This is a genomic window from Xanthomonas maliensis (genome assembly GCF_009192945.1).
GTDB lineage: Bacteria > Pseudomonadota > Gammaproteobacteria > Xanthomonadales > Xanthomonadaceae > Xanthomonas > Xanthomonas maliensis.
In genome coordinates, this window is record NZ_NSET01000044.1 from 68,298 (window position 1) to 86,335 (window position 18,038).

The window sequence follows — 18,038 nt, forward strand, 5'->3', positions numbered from 1 at the left end:
GGGGGTCGCCCGCCGGCAATGCGCGGCGGGCGCCACGGATCAATCTTCCTGGACGACCGAGGACTTGGTCGTGATCACCTTCTTGCCGCGGTAGTAACCGTCAGCGGTGACATGGTGGCGCAGATGGGTCTCGCCGCTGGTCGGATCGGTCGACAGCTGCTTGGCGCTCAGGGCGTCGTGCGAACGACGCTGGCCGCGACGGGACGGGGTGACTCGGGATTTCTGCACAGCCATGGGATTGCTCCAAAACTCGGTTCGATAACGTGTCTGTTGAGTCGTACAGGACGCTGCCGCCCACGCCGACCCGTGTTTCCGCCCTTTACAGCGGCGGCTACTGTTTCTTCAACGCGGCCAGCGCCGCGAAGGGGCTGGCCTTGTCCTGCTCTTCCCGCGTCGGCACCCATTCGGCGTCGACCGCTTCACTCCCCGGCGCCATCGGCACGACCGGCACCGACAATACCAGCTCGTCTTCCACCAAATCCGCGACGCGCAGCATGCCATCGTCAGGCACCAGCAACGCCTCGTAATCAGGCGGCAACGCCGCTTCCTCGGCCTCGTCCCGGATCAGCCCCAGACGCTGACTGACCTGGACCGGAAACAGGAAGCGCTGCAGGCTGCGCTGGCAGGCCAGCGGAAGCGCGGCATCGACACTGAGCTGAATGTAGGCGACCTTCAGCAGGTCATCCTGGCCGAACTCGAGCGAATAACTGCATTCGCCCTCGGTATCGACCAGACTTCCCTGCAGACGCGTCATCGCGGAGAGCGGGATACGGCCATCGAAGCGCCTGCGCGCTGCGACCATCCGCCAAGCATCCAGCATTTCGGGCACGTTCGCGGACATAAGCCGCAGAATGTTAAAGACCCGGCGGCGGCGTGTCAAATCCAGTCCGGGTTTGCCCGCGCAACAGCCTCCAGGCAGACTCCCCTGCCCTTCCTGCGGGTTCGTCATCATGCCACGGCTGATCCTCGCCTCCACCTCGATGTATCGGCGCGCCTTGCTGGAGCGGCTGCAATTGCCTTTCGACACCGCTCGCCCGGACGTGGACGAGCAGCCGCAGCCGGGCGAGTCCCCGCATGCCCTGGCCGTGCGCCTGGCAGCCGAAAAGGCCGCCGCAGTGGCCACGCACGCGCCAGAGGCCTGGGTGATTGGCTCGGACCAGGTCGCCGATCTGGACGGCCAGGCCCTGGGCAAACCCGGCACCTTGGCGCAGGCGCACGCGCAATTGAGCGCCATGTCCGGCCACAGCGTCCGCTTCCATACCGCGGTCAGCCTGATCGGCCCGCAGCAGCACCTGCAGGCGCTGGATCTGACCGAGGTTCGACTGCGCTCATTGGCGCCGGCCGAGATCGAGCGCTACCTCGCCGCCGAGCCCGCACTGGACTGCGCCGGCAGTTTCAAATGCGAGGGACTGGGCATCACCCTGTTCGACGCCATCCACTCCAGCGATCCCACCGGACTGGTAGGACTCCCGTTGATCGCGCTGGCCGGGCTACTCCGGCAGGCGGGGTTCGCGCTGCCTTGAGCGCGCCCACCCGGGCTTGAACAGCCACCAGAACGAAGAGGCAGCGACGCAAGCTTGCGCTGCAGGCCTTCGCCCACCCCGTGCCGATGCATCTGCACGCATTGCACAGCCCCTTCGGCACCCGTTTAGCATGACCCGACCGCACCACTCCGCGGCCGCGATTCCAGACGTGCGCCGGTATGCAGCACGCGCGACCTGGCAGCCCTGAATCAGGGCTGGGAAATGCGCACCGGCTGCTCCCACCACTCTTCGACGCTACCGTCCTGGCCATGCAGCCGCAACCCCAGCCAGTGGGTGCCGGACGCCAGCGTACGGGTATCCAGCACAGCCTCGAAGCCGACCTGGGGGTGTTGCGGGTCGGTGGAGATCTTCCAGTACGGCCGAACGTCCAGCGTGCGCCCGTAGCGCGCCTTGGCGGCGACGCGCCCATCCAGCAGCACGTCCACGCCAGCCAGGCCGACTCCGTCCTTGAATGCCCAGCCGTTCACCTGCACCTGCCCGGATACGGTCGCGTCGGCAATCGGAGTGTCGACCCAGGCCATCGCTGGCGTGACGCATGGACCGGGCAGGCGCTGCGCCGGCAACTTGAACAGCAAAAAGCGCTGGTAACCGTGATCGATCGAAACCAGCGTCGGTGACGGCAGCGGACCGACCAGCGCGCAGATGGCGTGATAGCGCTTCAGGAGCTCGCGATAGCGCTGGTCGCTGGGCGACAACACCAGCAGCCGCGGCCGGCCTTCGGCATTGCCCAGCAGGCCCCACTGCAGCAGTTGCGCGCTGCGCCCATGACGCTCGTTCAACGGGGCGGGCAACACCGCGATCGCCGGGTTGCGCAACTGGTAACCAAGCTCGGCACCGACCTTGAAATTTTCCGCCAGCACGCGGGTGTCCGGCGGCATCTGCGCCAGCTCCCGGCGCACCGCCGCGGCCAGCTGCTCCCAGCCGGCGAAATTGCGCGGATAGTACTTCTCGCCTGCCGTGTGGGCGCGCAACGCAGGCACCGAGACAGCCAGGTAATAACCGTACGCGCCGATCGTGCCCACCAGCGCCATCCACCAGGCTGCGCGTCGCAGCCGCAATGGCCAGCGCATCAAGATGACCGGCACCGCTACCAGCAAGGACAGATAGCCCGGCAGCGGCCAATGGAAACTGATCCGTTCGCTATCGCTGAAGAAGCCCAGCAGGAAGATCGCCAGCGTCGAAATACCGCCCAGCAGACCGAAGTAGCGCCATTGCGCGCGCGAGCCGCCGCCGCTGCGGGTCCCCGCCAGGGCAACCTTGAGCATCGCCCAGGCCAGCAACGGCGTCACGAACGCGGCCTGGATCAACAGGAACCCAACCCCGGCGATCTGGAAACGCCACGGATGACGATCGACCAACTGGAATCGCAGCCCGGCATCGTCGTGATCGGTATTCCAGATCAACAGCGGCAACCAGCTGACAGCGCCGACCGTGAGCGCCATCCAGATGCGCGGATCGCGCAATACGGCGCGTCCTTGCGGGATGCACAGCAAGGCGATGCAGCCCACACCGATGACGCCAATGAAGCGATAGTGACTCAAGGCGCCGATGACCAAGCCGACAGCGAGCTCCAGCGCGCTGGTCGCGTCCACCTCGCGCAGCAGCCGGGCGCCGGCATCCATGCAGAGCACGGCCGCCAGCGCCAGCGGCACATCGGGCACGGCCAGAATGCCGAGCGTGGCCGACAGCGGCATCAGCAAGGTGAGGCTGCCGGCCTGCCAGCCCAGCGTGGAACCGAACCAGCGCGTGGCGATATGGGCAACCAGCCACGGCAGCAGCGCAGCGATCGCCAGGAACGGCAGCCGCAACGCCAGCAAATGGTGACCGCCCAGCGTCACGCCCAGTCGCGTCAGCCAAGCGGTCAATCCAGGCAGGTCGGAATACGCAGCGGCCAAGTGCTGGCCTTCCTGCCAATAGAACGCCTCGTCCACGAACAGCGGCAAGCGTGCCGCGATCAACAGCTTGACGGCTGTCGCCAGTGTCCACAGGATCACGAAGGTGCGTTGCGCGCGTTGATCCCCCTGCATTGCTTCTCGCACCCTTCTCATTCAATGGAATTGTGATGTCGACACCGCTGCGTTCCACGGAAATGCTAACCGATGCGCTGCGTGAGTCGTTGCGCCGGGCGCAGGATCAGGTCAATTCGCTGCTGCTGGGCAAGAGCCAGGAAGTGCGACTGGCCTTCGTGGCGCTGCTGTCCGGCGGTCATTTGCTGATCGAGGACCTGCCCGGCCTGGGCAAGACCACCCTCGCCCACGCCCTGGCATCCAGCCTGGGGCTGGGCTTCCAGCGTGTGCAATTCACCTCCGACCTGCTGCCTGCCGACGTCCTTGGCGTCTCCGTCTACGAAGCCGGCACCCGCCAGTTCCAGTTCCACCCCGGGCCGGTCTTCACCCATGTCCTGCTGGCCGACGAGATCAACCGTGCGCCGCCGCGCACGCAGAGCGCCTTGCTCGAGGCGATGGCCGAACAACAAGTCACCCTCGACGGGGTGACCCATCCCCTGCCGGAACCGTTTTGCGTGATCGCCACGCAGAATCCGGTCGATCTGTCGGGCACATTCCCGCTGCCCGATTCGCAGTTGGATCGGTTCCTGCTGCGGCTCAGCCTGGGCTACCCCAGTGCGGATGCCGAACGCGCGCTGCTGTCCGGCACCGACCGCCGCGAGCTGATTGCCCAGGCCACACCGCAACTCGGCGACACCGAGGTGGTGACGCTACGGCGGGCGGTCGGCCAGGTCCACGCCAGCGAGGCCCTGGTCGCCTACGTCCAGGCGCTGCTGCTGCGCAGCCGCCAACAAGCCGGCGTGCGCGTGGGTCTGTCCCCGCGCGCCGGCATCGCCCTGCTGCGCGCAGCCAAGGCCTATGCGCTGCTGCTCGGCCGTGGGCATGTGCTGCCCGAAGACGTGCAGGCGCTGTTCGTGGCCGTGGCAGGCCATCGCCTGGTGCCGGAGGCCGAGTCCTCGTCGGGGCCGGCGCTGGCCAAGTCGCTGCTGCACAGCGTGCCGGTGGACTGAGTCGGTGCGCGCCCGACTGCGCAGCGTCGGCCAGCGGCTCAGCCTGCTGGCGCGTCCGCGCACCCCAGAAACCTTGCCCATCGTGCTCGACCGGCGGCGCATCTACGTGCTGCCGACGCGCTTCGGGCTGTTCGTCGCCGCCCTGCTGGTGGCGATGCTGCTCGGTGCCCTCAACTACAACAACAACCCCGCCCTGCTGCTGGCCTTGTTGCTGGCCACCGCCGGCATCGCCAGCAGCATCCTCGCCCACCTGCAGCTGTCCGGCCTACGCGTGGAAGCCGTCTCGGCCGAACCCGTGGTCGCCGGCGAACCCTTGCGCATGCGCATCTCGCTGGCGCGGCGCGATCAACGTGCGCGTCGCGGCCTGCGTTTGGACCATCGACAGCAGAGCGCCGACTGCACGCTGATGGAACGCGACAGCGCCGAAGTGGATCTGCAGGTCCCGACCGAACGCCGGGGCTGGCAGGACATCGCGCGGATTCGTTTATCCACCACCCAACCGTTGGGCCTGGTGCGCGCCTGGTCCTGGGCATGGCCGGAGACGCCGCTGCTGGCCTATCCGCAACCAGAGCTGGCCGGCCCGCCCTTGCCCGACGGCAGCGGCGCGCCCAACCGGACGCGCCTGCACGCGCAGGGCGAAGAACTGCACCAGTTGCGGCCTTATCGGGCCGGCGACGCGCCGCGCACGATCGCCTGGAAGCACTCGGCGCGACGCGACAGCCTGCTGGTGCGCGAATACGAGCAACCCCTGGGCGTACAGGTGACGCTGGATTGGCGGGCCCTGGCCAGCCTCCCCTACGAACGCCGCATCTCCCGATTGGCACATTGGGTCAATCTGGCCGAGCGCGAGGGCCGGCGCTATCGCTTGCTGCTGCCCGGCCATCCGGTGCTCGGGCCGAGCCACGGACCGGCCCACCACCATCTCTGCCTGCGCGCACTGGCGCTGCTTCCCCATGCGTGACCCCGCGATCGCCATCACCCAGGCCAGCCGCGGCTGGATCCTCGCCACCACCTGGCTGGCGCTGGCGCCATTGCTGCTGCAGTTGCCCACGCTGCTCGCTGCCGCCATCGCGCTCGCAGCGTTGCTGGTGGGCCTGCTGAGTTGGCGTGGCACCCTGCTGGCACCGGTCCGTTTATTGCTGGTCGTGGCGGTGTTGGCCGCGGTCTATTGGCAGATCGGCATGCGCTTCGGCCGCGATACCGGCTGCGCAGTGCTGGCCGGCATGCTGGCGATCAAGACCTCGGAACTGCGCACGCTGCGCGACGCACGCAGCCTGCTGGGGTTTGCGCTGTTCGCGCCGTTTGCCGCGTTCCTGCTCGACCAGGGGCCGCTGACGATGGCGCTGGCGCTGCTGGCGGTACTCAGCACCTTGCTGTGCATGCAGCGGCTGGCTGACGAAGAGCACCACACGGCGACGCCTTCGCTCGGGTTTCAATTGCGCAGCGCCGGTCGCCTGGTCGCCATCGGGGTGCCGCTGGCGCTGGCCACGTTCTGGCTGCTGCCGCGGCTGGGCGCGCCGCTGTGGGGCGTGCCGGAGCGCGCGCTCACCCGCCCGGGCCTGTCGGACCACATGGAACCGGGCCAATGGCTCGACCTGATGGCCGACGACAGCCCCGCCCTACGCGTGCAATTCACCGGCCGCGTGCCGCCACCGGAGCAACGCTACTGGCGCGGCCCAGTGATGTGGGACTTCGACGGCCGCCGCTGGCAACACGGCCCATGGACCGGACGCAGCCAGCCGGCGAGCGTGGTTGCTGGCACGCAACGCTATCGCTATCGACTGGACTACGAGCCCACCGACCGTCGCCAACTGGTGGCGCTGGATTTGCCGACCGCTGCCGCTGCCAACACCGACCTGTCGCCCGACTACGAACTGACCGCGCGCCGCTCACTGACGGCGTTGACCCGCTGGGAACTCGAATCGACGCCACCGGTGCGCTTCGACACCGACCTGCCGCCCGCCCTGCGCGCGCGCGCATTGGCGCTGCCGCCCACCTACAATCCGCGCACGCTCGCCCTGGGCCGGCAATGGCGCACCGAGGCCGGCAACGACGATGCCGCGATCGTGCAACGCGCCCTGCGCTGGATCGGCAGCGACTTCGTGTACACGCTGGACACGCCGCTGGCAGGCCGCGACAGCGTCGACGAGTTCCTGTTCCAGCAAAAGGCCGGGTTCTGCGAGCATTTCAGCTCGTCGTTCGTGTTCCTGATGCGCGCGGCCGGCATTCCGGCACGCGTGGTCACCGGCTATGCCGGGGGCACCTACAACCGGCTCGGCAATTACTGGGTGGTGCGGCGGATGGACGCGCATGCCTGGAGCGAAGTGTGGCTGCGCGATCGTGGCTGGGTGCGCGTCGACCCAACCGCTGCGGTTGCACCCGAGCGCGTCTACGACACGCTGGACGACCGCCTGCAGGCCGGCGGCGCCGACGGATTCGCCCAGCTCGGCCCGTGGGCCGATCTTGCGCAGGTCAGCGACTGGCTACGCCGCGGCTGGAACGATCTGGTGCTGTCGTTCGATGCCGACCGGCAACAGCGGCTGCTGCAACCGTTTGGCATCGATCGGCTGGATACCCAGCAACTGGCAATGATCTTTGCCGCGTTCGCGCTGGGCGCATTGGGCTGGATGGCCTGGCTGCTGGCGCGCGGCGAACGCGAGCGCGACCCCTTGCTGCGCGCCTGGCACCAACTGGGCCGCCGTTACGCCAGGTTGGGGCTGGGCCGCGAGCCGCACGAGCCGGCGACCGACTGGGCCCGCCGCGTCGCCCTCGCCCAGCCAGGAACGGCCCTGGTCGCACTCAGCCAACGTTTCGCCGCCGCACGCTACGCTGGCGCTGAGTCGGACAGCGCCCCACTGATCCGCGAACTGAAGCAGCATCGACCGCGAACCGGAGCTTCCCAATGAGTACCCGTTTTCTCCTTCCTATCGTTGCTGCGCTCGGCCTGGCCGCGTGTGCGACTGCGCCCAAGCCACTGCAGGGCCAGTTCCCCGCGGTCAGTCCCAGCGATTCGGTCGCCAGCGCCCAGCTCGGCACCTCGGTGCGCTGGGGCGGCAAGATCATCCATACCACGCCGAGCCAGGGCCAGACCTGCTTCGAGCTGATCTCGCGCCCACTGAATGCCAGCGGCCGACCGGACCGTAGTGCGGTGGACGCCAGCGATGGACGTTTCCTCGCCTGCCGCGCCGGCTTCTACGATCCGGCGGTGTTCGAGCCGGGCCGCGAAGTGACCTTCATCGGCAGGATCGCCGGTTTCGAGACCACCAAGATCGGCGAATACGACTACAAGCTGCCGAAGGTCGCCGCCGACGTCGTCTACCTGTGGCCGGAAGTGCGCGAGGTCGATGTCGTCCCCGCCTACCCTTACGGCCCCTGGGGTGATCCGTGGTGGGGCAGCCCGTGGGGCCCGCGCTGGGGTGGTTACCGCGGTTGGTGGTAACCCGCCACCGGCATTGCCACGACAACGCCGCTCGCTGAGCGGCGTTGTCGTTCCTGCCTGCCGTTATGGAGTGCCGAACCGGCCCAATGGCGCACCGGCCAGCAGGTGCAGATGGATGTGGAAGACGGTCTGCCCGGCATGCGCGCGGCAGTTCATCACGATGCGGTAGCCATCCTCGGCCAGGCCGCGATCGCGCGCGTAATGCGCTGCCGCCAGTGCCAGCTTGCCCAGCAACGGCGCATGCTCGGCCGGCACGTCGTCCAGGGTCGGGAAGGCATGTTGCTTGGGAATGAACAGCACATGCACCGGCGCCTGCGGCGCGATGTCTTCGAAACCCAGCACCTCATCGTCCTCATAGACGATGGTGGCCGGAATCTCGCGGCGGATGATCTTGCCGAAAATGGTGTCGTCGTTCATGGCGGCCTCGCGCGTCGGATCGGCGGGCAGCATAGCGGCCGGACGGCATCGCCCGACAGTCCCGCTCAGGGAACCTCGCTGCGCGTCCCGAAGGCGTGCGACAGCGTGCCGCGATCCACGTATTCCAGTTCGCCGCCCAGCGGCATGCCCTGCGCGAGCCGGCTCGGTCGCACGCCGTACTGGCGCGCGAGTTGCGCCAGGTAGTGGGCAGTGGCCTCGCCTTCCACGGTCGCGTTGGTGGCGATGATCATCTCGGCGACCTCGCCGGCGGCCAACCGTTCGCCCAACTGATCCAGCCCAAGTTCGCGCGGCCCGATACCATCCAGCGGCGACAGGCGGCCTTGCAGGATGAAGTACACCCCGCGATAGCCGGTGGCGTGCTCGATCGCCAGCCGGTCGGCCGGCGATTCGACCACGCACAACTGCTGACGCTCGCGCGTGGCGCTGGCACAGATTGGGCAGACCTCGGTCTCGCTGAAGTCGCGACACTGCACGCAGTGGCCGATGCGCTCGATCGCCTGGCGCAAGGTGTCGGCCAGCCGCTGCCCACCCACGCGCTCGCGCTCGAGCACGTGATAGGCCATGCGCTGGGCCGATTTCTGGCCGACGCCCGGCAAGACCCGAAACGCCTCGATCAGCTGTTCGAGCAGCGGTGCACTCATGCGTGGTCCTGGCCCGCGCCACCGGCATGGCTGGCGCGCAACGCACGCAGACGCGGCAATGCCTGTGCGAGCGCAGCGTCGATCTCCTGCTGGCTGGCCATGTAAACCGAGGGCACGGCGTTGACGATGCGCTCGAGCTCCGCTTTCGCGTCGGGACGTTTCAGAAGCGCACGCGCCAGCGTGTCGAACGCCTCGCCATAACCGCTACTCGACCCGTAGCTCAGGTCGCTGAGCGGATGATCCCCGGGCTTGCCGTTGGGCATGTCAGAACGGCAGCTTCATGCCCGGCGGCAACTGCATGCCGGCGGTGGCCGAGCCCATGCGCTGCTTGGATTCGGCATCGATTTTGTTGGACGCGTCGTTGAACGCGGCAGCGATCAGGTCTTCGGCCATTTCCTGGTCGGAGAGGATGCTCGGATCGATCCGCACCTTGCGGCACTCCTTGGCGCCAGTCAGCGTCACGCTGACCATGCCGCCGCCGGCGCTGCCGGTGACTTCCAGCTTGGCCAGTTCTTCCTGGGCGCGTTGCAGGTTTTCCTGCATCTTCTGCGCCTGTTGCATCAGTTGAGCGATATTGCCACGCATGTCGTTTACTCGTTATAGGGGCGGATGGAATCAGGGACGACCCGGGCGCCTTGCTGCTGGATCAGCTGCTGCACGTTCGGGTCGCTCAGGAATGCGGCCTCGGCGGCGGTCTGCCGCTCGCTCTTCTGCCGGTTGGCGCGCTCGTGCAAGGTTTCGACATCGGCGTTGCCGGTCTCAACGACGATGCGTGGCGCATTGCCCAGCGAGGGCGCAAGCGCCTGGGCCAGCGCCGCCAGCGAACGCTCGGAGTTGAGATATTCAAACCCCGGCGCCAGCGCCAGGCGCAACACGCCGTCGCGATGACCAAGGAAGGCCGCGTTGGCAGCCAGCTGCCGCGAGGGACCGCTCAAACCACTGCGCTCGACCAGTTCCAGCCACTGTTCGGCATCGGCGACACGCCCATCGTCCGCGCTCGGCGGAGCTGCAACGACGGGCGCGGAACGCATCGGCGCGTCGTCCTCGGCCGTGGCCACGCTCGGCGGCGGCACCATGGCTACCTCCGACGGCGACGGCGAAGGCGAAGGCGAAGGCGAAGGCGAAGGCGCGACACTCTGGACACGCACCGGGGCGTCGTCCACCGCCCACGGCGGTAGATCCTCGCTGCGTGGTGCCGTCATGCCGAAGGGGGCAGCCTCCGGGGGCGCGGGCGCCAAGGCGACCACCGGAACCGGGGTTGGAGCCGGCGTGGGGGCTGGCGCATTGTCGGCAATGACCTGAGCCGCCGGCACGGTCGCAGCGGCGGGCACGGCCGCGCTGGCGCCGAGCTCGGCGGCCATCACCGGCGCGGCGCTGACGCCGCCGCTTGCCGGCACGCGCGTTCCCGCGCCTGCGCTGGCGCCGCGCCCCTCGTCGCCCCCCACCGGCACTGCGCCGGCCGGACGGAACGCCAGCATGCGCAGCACCGCCATCTCGAAGCCAGCGCGCGGACTCGGCGCCAGATACAGGTCGCGACGCCCGTTGAGCGCCATCTGGTACCACAGCTGCACCACCTCGGCGCGCAGCTGACCGGCGAAGACGGTCGGGTCGACCCCGTCGCCGGCCATGGCAGCCGAGGGCACCAATTGCTGGACCTGGATGCGGTGCAAGGCCTCGGCCAGCGCCTCGAGCACGCCGCCCCAGTCCGGCGAGAATTCGGCCAGCGCCGCCACGACCTGCAGCAGGCGCGCACCATCGCCATCGCTCAAGGCCTGCAGCATGGCGCCGACCTGGGTGCGATCGACCGTTCCCAGCATGGTGCGCACCACGTCCTCACGCAGCGCGCCGCCAGCGTAGGCGATGGCCTGGTCGAGTAGCGACAGCCCATCGCGCAGCGAACCATCGGCGGCCTTGGCCAACTGGACGATCGCCGCAGCATCGGCAGCGATGTCCTCGGCGCCCAGAATCCGGGTCATCTGCCCCTGGATCTGGTCCTCGTCCAGCCGCTTGAGATTGAACTGCAGGCAGCGGCTGAGCACGGTCACCGGCAGCTTCTGCGGATCGGTGGTCGCCAGCAGGAACTTCACGTGCTCGGGCGGCTCCTCCAGCGTCTTCAGCAGCGCATTGAACGCCGCCTTGGAGAGCATGTGCACTTCGTCGATCAGGTAGACCTTGAACTTGCCGCGCGACGGCATGTACTGCGCGTTCTCGATCACCTCGCGCACATCGTCCACGCCGGTGTTGGAAGCGGCGTCGATCTCCAGCAGGTCGATATAGCGGCCGGCATCGATATCCAGGCACGCCGGACACTGCCCGCACGGATCGGCACTGGTGCCCTGTTCGCAATTGAGCGACTTGGCGAAGATGCGCGCGATGGTGGTCTTGCCCACGCCCCGGGTTCCGGTGAACAGGAACGCGTGATGCACACGGCCGCTGTCGAGCGCGTTGCTGAGCGCGCGCACCACGTGTTCCTGGCCAACGAGCTCGGCAAAACGCTTCGGACGCCACTTACGGGCGAGAACGAGATAGGACATCGGTCAACCAGCTTCCTCTGAACCGATATTGTGCCACGCCCGCCCCCCGCCGACCGGTGCCGACAAGATTCAGCTTGTAGTGCGGCCCGCCGACCGCTAGAATTTGCGGCCCTGTTCGGCCGCGGCCGGGCGGACCCGGAGAGGTGTCCGAGTGGTTGAAGGAGCACGCCTGGAAAGTGTGTAAGCGTCTAAACCGCGCTTCGGGGGTTCGAATCCCCCTCTCTCCGCCAGATTACGCAAACCCCTGAGAAATCAGGGGTTTTTGCGTTCTGGCGAGTTTTCGGACGGGACACAAATCGGGACACGTCCCCGATGCGTACCCCCCATCATCTTATCCGCTCCCCGTCTGGTCGCTGGTCCTTCCGCCAACGGGTGCCACAGGACCTCCAAGCCAAGCTTGGCCAAAGGGTCGTCGAGCGGACGCTTCGAACGAAAGACCTGCGCCAGACCCAGGTCCAAGCCATTGGCTTGGCATCCAGCCATGCTCAGGTCTTCAACGCAGTTCGGGGACTTCCGAAGGAACGGATGGCCACGAAGTGAGCCAATACGTCGCCTTTGCCCTGCGCCTCAGTCTTCCGTACCGTCTTCGCCATAGAACTTCACGCCCAGCCGGATGCGTTCGCGCCCCTGCTCCAGGCGATGGCGGTTGCTGTCGCGCAGCGAATAAGCGCAGCCGCAGTACTCCTGCTGGTAGAACTTCTCGCGCTTGCTGATGTCGATCATCCGGGCGCTGCCGCCACCCTTGCGCCAGTTATAGTCCCAGTAGTGCATGTCCGGATACTTCGATGCAGCGCGGGCACCGCAATCGTTGATCTGCGCCATGTTCTTCCAGCGCGAGATGCCCAGCGAGCTGGTGATCACGGGAAAGCCGTGCTCGTGCGCGTATAGCGCGGTGCGCTCGAAACGCATGTCGAAGCACATCGTGCAGCGAATGCCACGCTCAGGTTCGTTTTCCATGCCTTTGGCACGCGCAAACCAGTTGTCGCGGTCGTAATCGGCATCCACGAATGGAACGCCGAACGTCTCAGCGAAGCGGATGTTCTCGTTCTTGCGCAGCTCGTATTCCTTCAGCGGGTGGATATTGGGGTTGTAGAAGAAAATCGTGTAATCGATGCCGGATGCCAGCATGGCCTCCATCACTTCGCCCGAGCACGGGGCGCAGCACGAGTGCAGCAACACCTTGCGCGGCCCCAGCTGCAGATAGGGGGGCAGCGGAAGTTGGGCGCGTTCGTCGATCGTGGTCATGAAAGGGGCTCCTTTGCGCGGCAGGGCGATGAAAGCAGAGAAGAGGCCGCTGCGGGTGGCGGCGGGAGCGCGGCGCGCGATCGATATTGCTCGACCCAGTACACCGACTGCGTGATGCCGCCGAACGGGAACAGGTGCATGTCCACCTGCCCATGGGCCGGCGTCAGGCCGCTGGCCAGGCGGTCCACGAAGCGATCCGGCCCGGCGTTGCCGAGCAGCCTGCCGATCGAGATGCCGTACTTGGACAGCATGGAGGCGCAGGCGCCGACGCCGCACATCGCGGCATAGCGCACCAGGACCGCCACGCTCGCAGGTCCTGGTACACCGATGCGCACGGGATGGCGGATCTCCCGGCTGCGCAGCGCGTCCAACCAGGCCAGGACGCGATCTGCATCGAATGCGAACTGGGTAACGACCAGCGGCGCCATGCCACGGTCTTCGATGCGGCGGCACTTTGTTTCGAGTACGTCCCAGCGCTCGTCCGCGTCCATGACCGGATGCGCGTCGGGATGCCCGCCCACGCCCACCGTTCTGATGCCGCGGCGCTCCAGCACGCCGGTTTCGATCAGCGCGGTGCTGTCGGCGAACGGCCCGACCGGGGTGGACGGATCGCCGGCGATCACCAGACAGCGCTGCACACCGGCCTCGGTCGTGGCGCGTCCGATGAAACGATCGAGTGCGGCGAGCGAGCCAATGCGGCGCGCGGACAGATGCGGCATCGGCTCGAAACCGAGCATGCGCACCGCTCGCGCTGCTGCCAGTCGCGCGCCGTCGTCCTGGCCCGGCAGCCAAGGAATGGCGATCGTCGTTCCGGGCGGTATCCGCGAAGCCGCCGCGGTCAGCGCGGTGATGTCCTTCGCGCCCACTTCCAGCGAAAAGGCCTCGGGCAGCGCGCCGGCCCAGGGGTGCGGAGCGGCCGGTGCAGGCAACTGACACTGCGGATGATCGGCGCGGGCGTGCATCAATCGGCCCGGCGGGCCGTCGCCGGGCCGCCCGCGCCCTTGCGGGCCAGTTCGATGAAGGCGCGCAGATAGTCGATGGCGGTATCGGCTTCGCGCGCGCCCAAGTAGATCTGCTTGGGGATGCCGCGTGCGCCCAGCCGAACGGGAACCACGTCCATCCGGGCCGCGTATTCTTCCACCAGCCAGCGCGGCATGGCCGCCACGCCACGGCCGCTGGCGACCATCTGCATCATGATGTCGGTGGTTTCGATCGCCTTGTGGCGCCTGGGCGTGACCCCGGCCGGCAGCAGGAACTGGCTGTAGATGTCCAAGCGCTCGATATCCACCGGATAGCTGATCAGCACCTCGCGGGTCAGCTGTTGCGGTTTGACGTAAGTGGCCGACGCCAATGCGTGGCCCTTGGGCACCACCAGCACCTGTTCGTAATCGAACACCGGCTCGTATTTCAGGCCCGGTTTGAACAGCGGATCGGGCGTGACCAGCAGATCGATTTCGTAGCCGAACAGCGCGCCAATCCCACCGAACTGGAACTTCTGCTTGACGTCCACATCCACGTCCGGCCAAGCGGCCAGATACGGCGAGACGATCTTGAGCAGCCACTGGTAGCAGGGATGGCATTCCATGCCGATGCGCAGCGCACCGCGCTCGCCCTGCGCGAACTGGCCCAGGCGCTCCTCGGCCAGGTCCAGCTGCGGCAGCACCCGGTTCGCCACCGCCAGCAAATACTGCCCGGCCTGGGTCAGGCGCAGACTGCGGCCCTCGCGCAGCCAGACGTCGGTGCCGAGCTGCTGTTCCAGCTTTTTCATGCTGTGGCTCAGCGCCGACTGGGTCAGGTTCAGCACACCGGCGGCAGCGGTCAGCGAGCCCTGCCGCTCGACCTGCTGCACGATGCTGAGGTGGATACGCTCCAGCATAAGGATGAATCGAGCTCATGGATCCGTGAATTATCACCATTTTACCTCATCGACAGCACTGGCTAGCATCGAACCCGTCATTCGGTTGCGTCGCACGCAGCGGCCACGTCCGGCATCGGACAGCCGATGCGATCGCCAGCCAAATCGGCGATGTCTGTGTCCGCGTTGCCTTGCTCGCCGGCGAGCGCCACGCGTCCGCCTCTCTCCCCATATCGATTGCGAAAGAAATGACACGTCCACTCCGTTTAGTCGCCGTTTCTGGCGGACTGCGGCGCCCCTCCAGAGCGACCGCCCTCACCGAACACCTGCTGGAGTTGATCGGCAAGCAGATCCCGTGCGAGCAGCATCTGGTCGAACTGGGGGGCCTCGCCCCGCAGCTGGCCGGGACGATCTGGCGTTCGCAGCTGCCGGAGGCGGTGGAGCAGCACCTTGCCGCCGTCGAACAGGCCGACGTGCTGGTGGTGACCACGCCGGTCTACCGCGGTTCCTACACCGGGTTGTTCAAGCACTTCTTCGATTTCATCGACCAGGACGCATTGACCGACACCCCGATCCTGCTGGCCGCCACCGGCGGCAGCGAGCGCCACGCGCTGATGATCGACCACCAACTGCGTCCGCTCTTCAGCTTCTTCCAGGCGCGCACCTTGCCGCTGGGCGTCTACGCCACTGACAAGGACTTCGTGGATTTCCAGCTGCATGACGCGGCACTGATCCAGCGCGCCAAGCTGGCGGTGCAACGGGCGCTGCCGCTGCTGGAACTGACGCGCCACGCAGCAACCGACGCCTTCGAGGACATCGCCATCGCCTGAACCACGCACAGCGAGGGTGCCGTCATCGGCCGCATCGTCCGCTGCCAGTGCGCTGTCGAAGCCGTCCTCGCGCACATGAGCACGGGCTCTCGGCCGTTAGCGGGAGGCGATGGCGACAATGGAGCGTGACACGCCATCCAAATGTCGGATGCAGCGTCTGCATCCGGATGTCATCCAGGAAGCCAGAACGCAAAGTCACCAATGAACAACGAGTTTACTTTCAGCATCAAGCGCATCGCGTTCGACGAGCACTACCAACCTGCCGATGGCACGCGCATCACGACCAACTTCGCCAATCTGGCCAGGGGCGAGCGGCGCCAGGAAAACCTGCGCAACACCTTGCGGATGATCGACAACCGCTTCAACGGGTTGGCGCGCTGGGACAATCCGAAGGCGGATCGCTACGCCGTCGAGGTCGACATCATCTCGGTGGAGATGCATATCGATGGATGCGGCACCGACGATGCCTTTCCGCTGATCGAGATCCTGCAGCCGACCGTGGTCGATACACGCTTCGGCACGCGCATCGCAGGCATCGCCGGGAACAACTTCTCGTCTTACGTGCGCGATTACGACTTCAGCGTGGTGCTGCCCGAATACAACAAGGACAAGCCCACGTTCGCCGCGCCGGAGGATTTCGGCGATTTGCACGGCAAGCTGTTCAGGCACTTTCTGAAGTCCGACGCCTATCGCGCGCAGTTCTCCAAGCCGCCGGTGATCTGCATCAGCGTCTCCAGCAGCAAGACCTACCACCGCACCGGGAACCAGCATCCCGTGCTGGGTGTGGAGTACAGGCAGAACGAGTTCTCCTCCACCGACAAGTACTTCGAGAAGATGGGGTTGCAGGTGCGTTATTTCATGCCGCCCGACAGCGTTGCGCCGCTGGCGTTCTACTTCCAGGGCGACCTGCTGGGCGACTACACGAACCTCGAGCTGATCGCCACCATCGCCACGATGGAGGCGTTCCAGAAGATCTACCGGCCCGAGATCTACAACGCCAATTCCGCGGCTGGAGCGGTCTACCAGCCCAGCCTGAAGCACCAGGACTATTCGACCACCCGCATCGTCTACGACCGCGAAGAGCGTAGCCAGCTGGCAGTCAAGCAGGGCAGGTTCACCGAGGCGCATTTCATCAAGCCCTATCGGCATGTACTCGATCGATGGGCCGCCAGCTGCTCCCTCTAATCACCACGACACGCGAACTCTCCCATCATGAAAAAACTGTTGCCCACGTCCACCGCTGGTAGCCTGCCCAAGCCGTCCTGGCTTGCAGAGCCCGAAAAGCTCTGGTCGCCCTGGAAGCTGCAGGACGAGGAACTGATCGAAGGCAAGCGCGATGCGCTGCGCCTGTCGCTGCAGGAACAGCAGCACGCCGGCATCGACATCGTCAGCGACGGCGAACAGACCCGACAGCACTTCGTCACCACCTTTATCGAACATCTCAGTGGCGTGGATTTCGCAAGGCGCGAGACCGTCAGGATCCGCGACCGCTACGACGCCAGCGTGCCCACCGTGGTCGGCGCGGTGAGCCGCCAGAAGTCGGTGTTCGTGGAGGATGCGAGGTTTCTGCGCGAGCGGACCACGCAGCCGATCAAGTGGGCACTGCCGGGGCCGATGACGATGATCGATACGCTCTACGACGCCCACTACAAGAGCCGCGAAAAACTGGCCTGGGAATTCGCCAAGATCCTCAACGAAGAAGCACGCGAGCTGGAAGCGGCCGGCGTCGACATCATCCAGTTCGACGAGCCGGCCTTCAACGTGTTCTTCGACGAAGTGAACGACTGGGGCGTGGCCACGCTGGAGCGGGCGGCCGAAGGGCTCAAGTGCGAAACAGCCGTCCACATCTGCTACGGTTACGGCATCAAGGCCAATACCGACTGGAAGCAGACGCTGGGCTCGGAATGGCGGCAGTATGAGGAATCCTTCCCAAAGCTGGCGCAGTCCAGCATCGATCTGATCTCGCTGGAATGCCACAACTCGCATGTGCCGATCGACCTGATCGAGCTGGTACGCGGCAAGAAGGTGATGGTGGGCGCGATCGACGTGGCGTCCAACAAGGTCGAGACCCCGGAAGAGGTGGCCGATACGCTGCGCAAGGCACTGCAGTTCGTCGACGCCGACAAGCTGTATCCCAGCACCAACTGCGGCATGGCGCCGCTGTCTCGTGAAACTGCGAGAGGCAAGCTCAAAGCGCTCAGCGCAGGTGCGGACATCGTCCGCAGTGAGCTCTTGGCAAAGCAATGAAACAACTGGGGTTTCGCGCGGTGAGCCGCGAGGCCTGACGGCGCATGAGCAGGGCCGGGTGTTGGGTCATCCTTACACCCGGCTGGGACACCACTGCTGCGCCTCGAAGCAGTGCCCAAGCATCCGCTTCGGGTGGCCGGTCGGCAGGGTGCCGTGCATCCACGCAGCAGACGCAGCGCGCACCAACGACCGAGCACCGAATGCCCACTGCAAAGCGCAGCGTCCATCGCAGCACGCCAGGCCGCAAAG

Annotated in this window: 20 protein-coding genes and 1 tRNA gene; 10 read left to right on the forward strand and 11 right to left on the reverse strand. The window is 66.6% G+C overall.

The genetic code is table 11. From position 1 onward, the window contains the following. Positions 1–39: 39 nt before the first annotated feature. Positions 40–234, reverse strand: a complete 195-nt coding sequence (rpmF, locus tag CKY51_RS13480; RefSeq protein WP_022974635.1) for a 50S ribosomal protein L32 — start codon at positions 232–234, stop codon at positions 40–42. A 97-nt stretch (positions 235–331) separates the two neighbouring features. Next, entirely contained in the window at positions 332–841 is a 510-nt protein-coding gene (locus CKY51_RS13485; RefSeq protein WP_031341020.1) for a YceD family protein, read from the reverse strand. A 106-nt stretch (positions 842–947) separates the two neighbouring features. Here CKY51_RS13485 and CKY51_RS13490 point away from each other — a divergent pair, with 106 nt between their 5' ends. Further along, the gene (locus tag CKY51_RS13490; protein ID WP_031341021.1) at positions 948–1,523 is read left to right on the forward strand and encodes a Maf family protein; all 576 of its coding nucleotides are present in this window, start codon (positions 948–950) and stop codon (positions 1,521–1,523) included. A gap of 209 nt (positions 1,524–1,732) precedes the next feature. On the opposite strand, the gene CKY51_RS13495 is transcribed toward CKY51_RS13490, so the two are convergent. Beyond that, the gene (locus CKY51_RS13495; RefSeq protein WP_022974638.1) at positions 1,733–3,571 is read right to left on the reverse strand and encodes an ArnT family glycosyltransferase; all 1,839 of its coding nucleotides are present in this window, start codon (positions 3,569–3,571) and stop codon (positions 1,733–1,735) included. A gap of 35 nt (positions 3,572–3,606) precedes the next feature. Here CKY51_RS13495 and CKY51_RS13500 point away from each other — a divergent pair, with 35 nt between their 5' ends. From CKY51_RS13500 to CKY51_RS13515, 4 genes are read left to right on the forward strand one after another with little or no spacing between them, the layout of a single operon-like run. After that, complete coding sequence (locus CKY51_RS13500) at positions 3,607–4,560, forward strand: AAA family ATPase (RefSeq protein WP_022974639.1); 954 nt, start codon at positions 3,607–3,609, stop codon at positions 4,558–4,560. A gap of 4 nt (positions 4,561–4,564) precedes the next feature. Continuing rightward, on the forward strand, positions 4,565–5,521 hold the full coding sequence (locus CKY51_RS13505; RefSeq protein WP_022974640.1) for a DUF58 domain-containing protein: 957 nt from the start codon (positions 4,565–4,567) through the stop codon (positions 5,519–5,521). Beyond that, positions 5,514–7,466, forward strand: coding sequence for a transglutaminase TgpA family protein (locus CKY51_RS13510; protein ID WP_022974641.1), 1,953 nt, complete (start codon positions 5,514–5,516; stop codon positions 7,464–7,466). Before CKY51_RS13505 ends, CKY51_RS13510 begins: the two co-directional genes overlap by 8 nt. Beyond that, entirely contained in the window at positions 7,463–7,999 is a 537-nt protein-coding gene (locus CKY51_RS13515) for a Slp family lipoprotein (protein ID WP_022974642.1), read from the forward strand. Before CKY51_RS13510 ends, CKY51_RS13515 begins: the two co-directional genes overlap by 4 nt. A 63-nt stretch (positions 8,000–8,062) precedes the next feature. Here the strand turns inward: CKY51_RS13515 and CKY51_RS13520 are convergent, their stop codons facing one another. From CKY51_RS13520 to dnaX, 5 genes are all read right to left on the reverse strand, one after another. Next, complete coding sequence (locus CKY51_RS13520) at positions 8,063–8,416, reverse strand: histidine triad nucleotide-binding protein (RefSeq protein WP_031341022.1); 354 nt, start codon at positions 8,414–8,416, stop codon at positions 8,063–8,065. Between the two features lie 65 nt (positions 8,417–8,481). Then, positions 8,482–9,078 (reverse strand): recombination mediator RecR, encoded by a 597-nt coding sequence (gene recR / locus CKY51_RS13525; protein WP_022974644.1) that lies wholly within the window; start codon positions 9,076–9,078, stop codon positions 8,482–8,484. Then, on the reverse strand, positions 9,075–9,341 hold the full coding sequence (locus CKY51_RS13530; protein ID WP_022974645.1) for a hypothetical protein: 267 nt from the start codon (positions 9,339–9,341) through the stop codon (positions 9,075–9,077). The genes recR and CKY51_RS13530 overlap by 4 nt, the downstream gene beginning before the upstream one ends. A 1-nt stretch (position 9,342) precedes the next feature. Next, positions 9,343–9,663 carry a YbaB/EbfC family nucleoid-associated protein gene (locus CKY51_RS13535; RefSeq protein ID WP_022974646.1) on the reverse strand — a complete coding sequence of 107 codons (321 nt, stop codon included), beginning with the start codon at positions 9,661–9,663 and terminating at the stop codon, positions 9,343–9,345. A gap of 5 nt (positions 9,664–9,668) precedes the next feature. Further along, positions 9,669–11,612 (reverse strand): DNA polymerase III subunit gamma/tau, encoded by a 1,944-nt coding sequence (gene dnaX / locus CKY51_RS13540; protein WP_152249359.1) that lies wholly within the window; start codon positions 11,610–11,612, stop codon positions 9,669–9,671. A gap of 137 nt (positions 11,613–11,749) precedes the next feature. Between dnaX and CKY51_RS13545 the strand changes: the two genes are divergently transcribed. Both CKY51_RS13545 and CKY51_RS22880 read left to right on the forward strand, forming a co-directional pair. Continuing rightward, positions 11,750–11,842: transfer RNA gene (locus CKY51_RS13545), tRNA-Ser, on the forward strand. 82 nt (positions 11,843–11,924) lie between these two features. Beyond that, complete coding sequence (locus CKY51_RS22880; protein WP_152249360.1) at positions 11,925–12,152, forward strand: DUF6538 domain-containing protein; 228 nt, start codon at positions 11,925–11,927, stop codon at positions 12,150–12,152. A 27-nt stretch (positions 12,153–12,179) separates the two neighbouring features. On the opposite strand, the gene CKY51_RS13555 is transcribed toward CKY51_RS22880, so the two are convergent. The 3 genes from CKY51_RS13555 to CKY51_RS13565 are packed head-to-tail and all read right to left on the reverse strand — an operon-like array spanning position 12,180 to position 14,733. Further along, the gene (locus CKY51_RS13555) at positions 12,180–12,857 is read right to left on the reverse strand and encodes an epoxyqueuosine reductase QueH (RefSeq protein WP_152249361.1); all 678 of its coding nucleotides are present in this window, start codon (positions 12,855–12,857) and stop codon (positions 12,180–12,182) included. Further along, complete coding sequence (locus CKY51_RS13560) at positions 12,854–13,786, reverse strand: methylenetetrahydrofolate reductase (protein WP_425479870.1); 933 nt, start codon at positions 13,784–13,786, stop codon at positions 12,854–12,856. Before CKY51_RS13560 ends, CKY51_RS13555 begins: the two co-directional genes overlap by 4 nt. Before the next feature lie 32 nt (positions 13,787–13,818). Continuing rightward, a complete protein-coding gene (locus CKY51_RS13565; protein WP_022972273.1) occupies positions 13,819–14,733 on the reverse strand; it encodes a LysR family transcriptional regulator in 915 nt (304 codons plus the stop codon). 227 nt (positions 14,734–14,960) lie between these two features. Between CKY51_RS13565 and msuE the strand changes: the two genes are divergently transcribed. From msuE to CKY51_RS13580, 3 genes are all read left to right on the forward strand, one after another. Then, entirely contained in the window at positions 14,961–15,542 is a 582-nt protein-coding gene (gene msuE / locus CKY51_RS13570) for an FMN reductase (protein ID WP_022972275.1), read from the forward strand. Positions 15,543–15,743: 201 nt separating this feature from the next. Beyond that, a complete protein-coding gene (locus CKY51_RS13575) occupies positions 15,744–16,727 on the forward strand; it encodes a DUF1852 domain-containing protein (RefSeq protein ID WP_152249362.1) in 984 nt (327 codons plus the stop codon). A gap of 27 nt (positions 16,728–16,754) precedes the next feature. Further along, positions 16,755–17,789: a methionine synthase gene (locus CKY51_RS13580; protein WP_152249363.1), complete on the forward strand. Its 1,035-nt coding sequence runs from the start codon at positions 16,755–16,757 to the stop codon at positions 17,787–17,789. Positions 17,790–18,038 lie beyond the last annotated feature (249 nt).

What these genes read in the sequence shown, in the direction of transcription:
- rpmF (WP_022974635.1), bottom strand. Translation starts at nt 234, where the DNA reads ATGGCTGTGCAGAAATCCCGAGTCACCCCGTCCCGTCGCGGCCAGCGT.
- CKY51_RS13485 (WP_031341020.1), bottom strand. Translation starts at nt 841, where the DNA reads ATGTCCGCGAACGTGCCCGAAATGCTGGATGCTTGGCGGATGGTCGCA.
- CKY51_RS13495 (WP_022974638.1), bottom strand. Translation starts at nt 3,571, where the DNA reads ATGCAGGGGGATCAACGCGCGCAACGCACCTTCGTGATCCTGTGGACA.
- CKY51_RS13500 (WP_022974639.1), top strand. Translation starts at nt 3,607, where the DNA reads ATGTCGACACCGCTGCGTTCCACGGAAATGCTAACCGATGCGCTGCGT.
- CKY51_RS13510 (WP_022974641.1), top strand. Translation starts at nt 5,514, where the DNA reads ATGCGTGACCCCGCGATCGCCATCACCCAGGCCAGCCGCGGCTGGATC.
- CKY51_RS13515 (WP_022974642.1), top strand. Translation starts at nt 7,463, where the DNA reads ATGAGTACCCGTTTTCTCCTTCCTATCGTTGCTGCGCTCGGCCTGGCC.
- CKY51_RS13520 (WP_031341022.1), bottom strand. Translation starts at nt 8,416, where the DNA reads ATGAACGACGACACCATTTTCGGCAAGATCATCCGCCGCGAGATTCCG.
- recR (WP_022974644.1), bottom strand. Translation starts at nt 9,078, where the DNA reads ATGAGTGCACCGCTGCTCGAACAGCTGATCGAGGCGTTTCGGGTCTTG.
- CKY51_RS13530 (WP_022974645.1), bottom strand. Translation starts at nt 9,341, where the DNA reads ATGCCCAACGGCAAGCCCGGGGATCATCCGCTCAGCGACCTGAGCTAC.
- CKY51_RS13535 (WP_022974646.1), bottom strand. Translation starts at nt 9,663, where the DNA reads ATGCGTGGCAATATCGCTCAACTGATGCAACAGGCGCAGAAGATGCAG.
- dnaX (WP_152249359.1), bottom strand. Translation starts at nt 11,612, where the DNA reads ATGTCCTATCTCGTTCTCGCCCGTAAGTGGCGTCCGAAGCGTTTTGCC.
- CKY51_RS22880 (WP_152249360.1), top strand. Translation starts at nt 11,925, where the DNA reads ATGCGTACCCCCCATCATCTTATCCGCTCCCCGTCTGGTCGCTGGTCC.
- CKY51_RS13555 (WP_152249361.1), bottom strand. Translation starts at nt 12,857, where the DNA reads ATGACCACGATCGACGAACGCGCCCAACTTCCGCTGCCCCCCTATCTG.
- CKY51_RS13565 (WP_022972273.1), bottom strand. Translation starts at nt 14,733, where the DNA reads ATGCTGGAGCGTATCCACCTCAGCATCGTGCAGCAGGTCGAGCGGCAG.
- msuE (WP_022972275.1), top strand. Translation starts at nt 14,961, where the DNA reads ATGACACGTCCACTCCGTTTAGTCGCCGTTTCTGGCGGACTGCGGCGC.
- CKY51_RS13575 (WP_152249362.1), top strand. Translation starts at nt 15,744, where the DNA reads ATGAACAACGAGTTTACTTTCAGCATCAAGCGCATCGCGTTCGACGAG.
- CKY51_RS13580 (WP_152249363.1), top strand. Translation starts at nt 16,755, where the DNA reads ATGAAAAAACTGTTGCCCACGTCCACCGCTGGTAGCCTGCCCAAGCCG.